The organism is Bifidobacterium sp. POST2/T3 (B1), assembly GCF_058197115.1.
Genome location: NZ_JBVPQK010000206.1, coordinates 1 through 4,851, shown reverse-complemented (window position 1 = coordinate 4,851; position 4,851 = coordinate 1). Strand labels below are relative to the sequence as shown.

At 64.6% G+C, this 4,851-nt stretch carries 3 protein-coding genes; 1 reads left to right on the top strand and 2 read right to left on the bottom strand.

Annotation, left to right across the window (positions count from 1 at the left end; translation table 11 throughout):
- Positions 1-161 precede the first annotated feature (161 nt).
- Positions 162-1,100 carry a sulfite exporter TauE/SafE family protein gene (locus AC0AP0_RS09065; protein WP_490430229.1) on the top strand — a complete coding sequence of 313 codons (939 nt, stop codon included), beginning with the start codon at positions 162-164 and terminating at the stop codon, positions 1,098-1,100.
- 10 nt (positions 1,101-1,110) lie between these two features.
- Here AC0AP0_RS09065 and AC0AP0_RS09060 read toward each other — a convergent pair whose 3' ends face one another.
- Positions 1,111-1,539 carry a nucleoside deaminase gene (locus AC0AP0_RS09060; RefSeq protein ID WP_198188164.1) on the bottom strand — a complete coding sequence of 143 codons (429 nt, stop codon included), beginning with the start codon at positions 1,537-1,539 and terminating at the stop codon, positions 1,111-1,113.
- Positions 1,540-1,598: 59 nt separating this feature from the next.
- On the bottom strand, positions 1,599-4,385 hold the full coding sequence (locus AC0AP0_RS09055; RefSeq protein WP_490430228.1) for a cation-translocating P-type ATPase: 2,787 nt from the start codon (positions 4,383-4,385) through the stop codon (positions 1,599-1,601).
- Positions 4,386-4,851: the final 466 nt, after the last annotated feature.

Here is a 4,851-nt window from a genome sequence, read left to right as displayed (position 1 = left end):
ACGCCCAGACGATAGCCCATGGCTCCGGCACCGATGACCGTATAACGCATCGAAACACACCCTCTTTGTTCTCTTGATCAGACGACGCACCTCCGGGGACCGGCCCGGGGGATACCAAGCAGTATGCCGAGACGGCAGAAGGGAACCGAGGCAACGGTCGCATGGTGGACATAAGGGCTGGAATACGCCCGGATCTCTGCACCTTGGAGGACTTTGCCGCATACGCGGACATCCTGTCATCCCGGAGAAAACGTCGACCTAGGCTGGAACCCATGCAGAAAGAGCAGAGCGGAGCCGGAGGGATGGACCGGCGGACCCTGGCCATCCTGGTCCTGGTGGGCGTGATCAGCGGATTCCTGTCGGGGATGTTCGGCATCGGCGGCGGATCGATCATCGTGCCCGCCCTGGTGTGGACCGGACTGCAGCAACGGCAGGCCTCGGCCACCTCACTGGCCTCCATGATCCCCATGTCGCTGGCCGGGGTGGCCTCCTACGCCCTGGGAGGGCATGTGGACTGGCTGGCCGCCTTGCTGCTGGCCGTGGGCACGGTCATTGGGGCGCAGATCGGCACCTGGCTGCTGGACCGGCTTCCTGAGGTGATACTCAGGTGGCTCTACGTGGGCTTCCTGATGGCAGTCATTGCCCAACAGTTGCTGTCCACGCCCTCCAGGGAGAGCAGCATCCGGCTGAGCCCGGCGGTGGCCCTGATCATTCTGCTGGTCGGCGTCCTGATCGGAACCCTGTCAGGGTTGCTGGGCGTTGGGGGCGGAGCCATCGCAGTACCGGCCCTGGCCCTGCTGGGCGCCAGCGATCTGATCGCCAGGGGAACCTCCCTGCTGGCCATCCTGCCCAGTTCATTGTCGGGAACGTTCACCAACCTGCGCCACCATCTGGTCCACGCCGGTCAGGGGCTGCTTCTGGGAATCGTGGCCGCTCTGACCACGCCGGTGGGCACCTGGGCGGCCTCAGGGGTCAGCGCACGGGTGGGCGCAAACCTGTTCGCCGCCTACCTCTGCCTGATCGTCCTGCGCTGCATCTGGGCGGCCCTCCAGGTCACCCCGGCCTTCCAGCGGTACAGGGCCAATCACAACCCCCGCTGAAAAACGGGACTCAGTCCTGGCGGTGCCGGGCGAAGAAGCCGGCAAGGATCCCGGCGCATGCCTGTTCACACACACCGCCCAGCACCTCGACCTTCGTTCCGGTGTGCGGGTCACGGGGCAGATCCCAAACCGACCCGCAGGCCCCCATCTTGGGATCCCAGGCGCCGAAGACCACCCTGCTGAAGTGGCAGGCCATCAGCGCTCCTGCACACATGGGGCAGGGCTCCAGGGTGACGACCATGGTGCACCCGGCCAAGTCCCAGCCCGCGTCGGATTCCCCGATGGCCTCCATCTCGGCGTGGGCCAGGGGACGGCCCAAGGCCTGCCGCTGGTTGAAGCCCCGACCGATGACCCGGTCCGAGGCATCCAAGACCAAGGCGCCCACGGGCACATCCCCCCGGTCTCCGGCTATGCCGGCCAGCCGCAGGGCCTCCTCCATGGGCGCCTTCCACCGTTCTTGCACGGGTTCAGTCTGACAGTCCAGCCCGACAGGTCGGTTCAGTTGATCATGCCCGCGATGCGCCGGCGCACATGGTGCAGATGGCCCTTGGGCCGCCCCGACGTGTCGATGCCACGCTTGGCCAGGAAGGCACGAACCATCTTGTCGCCCTCGCTGAAGATCAGAACCGTCAGCCCGATCACCAGGCAGATAAGCCACTGGCTTGCGCCCAAGGGGGCCATGCCCAGTACGCCTGCAACCGGAGCCAGATACATGGCCCCCGCATGGATGCCCAGGGCCACGAACGAGGCCACCAGAAGGAAGGTGTTGTCCAAGGGGTTGAGCTGGAAGATCAGCCTGTTCTCGGACCGGGCCGACATGGCGACGAAGAAGTTGAAGAGGACCAGCAGGGTCAGGGCGATGGTCCGGGCGTGGGCCAGATCCATTCCCGCGTTGATGTTGAGGCGGAAGAGGACCAGGATGCAGGTGGCCATCCAGAGCCCGCAGACGGCCAGTCGCGCCCAGAGCACCCGCGAGAGCAGGCCCTCTCCGGACGAACGTGGGGGCGACTCCAGTTCATCCCCGTTGCCTGGTTCGAATCCCAGGGCAATATCCTGGACACCGTTGGTCACGAAGTTGATCCAGAGCATCTGCAGGGGCAGGAAGAGCAGGGGCTCCTCGGAGATCACATTGACCCCGACGGCGATCATGGCGGCTGCAGCCGTGGACAGGAGGAAGTAGGCAGATCCGCGGATGGCCTTGAAGATGACCCTCCCCTGGCGCACGGCCTGGGTGATGGTGACGAAGTTGTCGTCGGTCAGGACCACATCGCTTGCCTCCCGGGCCACGTCGGTGCCGGAACGACCCATGGCGATGCCCACCGAGGCGGCCTTCAGGGCCGGGGCGTCGTTGACGCCGTCGCCGGTCACAGCCACCACATGGCCCTCATCCTGCAGGGCCTCCACAATGCGCAGCTTGTCCTGGGGGGAGACGCGGGCGGCGATGGAGGTCTCGCGCAGACGGGCCCGGAGGACCTCGTCGCTCATCTCCAGCATCTCGCTGCCGGTCAGCGCCTGGTCGGTATTCTCAAGGCCCAGTCGGCGGCCTATGGCGGCTGCGGTCACCGGGTGGTCGCCGGTGATCATGACCACACGGATGCCGGCCCCGGCGCAGTCGGCGATGGCCTCGCGCACACCGGGTCGAGGCGGGTCGAGCATGCCCTCAAGCCCCAGGAATGTCAGATCGTCTGGCCGACGGCGGGAAGCGGGATCCTGGTCAGGGGAAAGGACCCTGCTGGCCACGCCTATGACGCGCAGCCCCTGGGAGCCCATGGCTTCGTAGGACTTGTGGACGGCCTGGGTGTCCAGGGGAACAACCTGGCCATCCGGGTCCAGCATGGTTCGGCTCATGGCCATGACCGCGTCCGGGGCGCCCTTGACGTATTGGGTCAGGGTGCCGTCAGGGCTGCGGCGGATGGTCATGGAGTGGAGCAGCTCCGGCTCGTAGGGGGTCTCCATGACGATAGGAGCCTCCAGGTCTTCGGTGGTCACGGCCCCGGTCTGGTCGGCCAGGCGGGCCATGGCCATATCGACCGCGTCGCCGCTGTATTCGATGCCGCCTTGTTCATTCGGCTGCCGGTGTGCCTCATTGGTCAGAGCCCCGGCCCGGGCAAGTGCGGCCAGACCACGCATACGGTCGTCGTCGGATACAGCCACTTTGCCCAGGTCCAGGCCCTCGACCGGGACGGGCTGGCCGCCGCCCAGGGTGAACTGTTCCACGGTCATACTGTTCTGGGTCAGTGTGCCGGTCTTGTCCGAGCCGATGACGGTGATGGAACCCAGGGTTTCAACGGCCGGCAGAGAGCGGACGATGGCATGGTATTCGGCCATCCTCGAGACACCCAAGGCCATGGCCACGGTCAGCACGATGGGCAGGGCCTCTGGCATGGAGGCCACCAACAGGGAGACTGCAGACAGGAAGGCCCCCGTAGCGTCGCCATAGAGGATGGCTCCGCCGATGAAGACGAAGATGGCCACCAGAAGGACGGCGACGGCGATGGCCACCTCGGTGCGGTGGATTATCCGCTGCAGGGGGGTGCGACCCTTGGCCACATGGACAAGATCGTTGATTTCGCCCAGCTCGGTGTCCGAGCCGGTGGCCACCACCAGACCTCGGCCACGGCCGCTGGTGACCATGGTGCCTGAGAAGGCCATGCAGTGCCTGTCGCCCAGGGCTGCATCGTGGTCCACGGGGTCCGTATTCTTCTTGGCATCCTCGCTCTCGCCCGTCAGCATGGCCTCGTCGATGCGCAGGTGGAGGGCTTCGATCAGCCTCAGGTCGGCGGGGATGCGATCGCCGCTCTCCAGGAGGACCAGGTCGCCCGGCACCAGCTGGTCGGCGTCAATCTGCTCCATCCGGCCCTGACGCACCACCCGCGTGGTGGGGGTGGACAGGGTGGTCAGGGCCTCTACGGCCTTGTCGGCCTTGGACTCCTGCACATAGCCGATGATGGCATTGAGGAAAAGGACCAGGAAAATGGCCGCAGCGTCCACATAATGCTGCAGAAAAATGGTGATGATGCCGCAGACCATCAGGACGGCGATCAGGGGGCCGGCAAACTGCTCCAGGAAGAGCTTCCAACGGGGTTTGGCCTGGGCCTCGGCCAGACTGTTGGGCCCGAAGAGCTCCAGTCGGCGTGCGCTCTCCTGCGTATCCAAACCCTGGTCCCCGGTGTGCAGGGTCTCCAGCACAGCCGAGGTCTCCAGGCTATGCCAGTCGGTGTCGTCGAAACGCATGTCAGCCCCTGCCGCCGCAGCGTTCTGATTCTTAATATCTGTAGATGTCATGGATGATGTCATCGGTCAACCTGGCCTTTCCAAACCGGATCGGTCATTTGTCCCCGCATGCGACCCTCTGCAGACGTTCATGCAATCTTCCTTTTGGACCGGGGGATGTCCAAAAGCATCGGGGAAACAATAGCGTGCACGCAAGTCCCCGGGGTCAAGAGATGGGGCTCCATGATCAGCCGCCGCAAGCGGTGCACCTCTAGGAGGTTCGGAGCCTTCCCGGTCTTTACGAGTATACCGATTAAGCCGGCCTTTCATGCACTTACGAGGGGTCCCAGGGCCGGATTTTCACAAATGTTCGCCTATCGCGAGCGCAGTCTTTCCACCATTTTTACTTGAGGTGTCAACTTAGCGCACATTGTCCATTAATGCTGTTCCTGGATATCGCCATTCCGTATAATGGACGATGCGACGTCGATCCTCATGCGACCCTGCACTCGGAGATTCCTTCATTGGTCGAACGAAC

Coding starts and splice junctions, on each gene's coding strand:
- AC0AP0_RS09065 (WP_490430229.1), top strand. CDS start 162: ATGGTGGACATAAGGGCTGGAATACGCCCGGATCTCTGCACCTTGGAG.
- AC0AP0_RS09055 (WP_490430228.1), bottom strand. CDS start 4,385: ATGACATCTACAGATATTAAGAATCAGAACGCTGCGGCGGCAGGGGCT.
- AC0AP0_RS09060 (WP_198188164.1), bottom strand. CDS start 1,539: ATGGAGGAGGCCCTGCGGCTGGCCGGCATAGCCGGAGACCGGGGGGAT.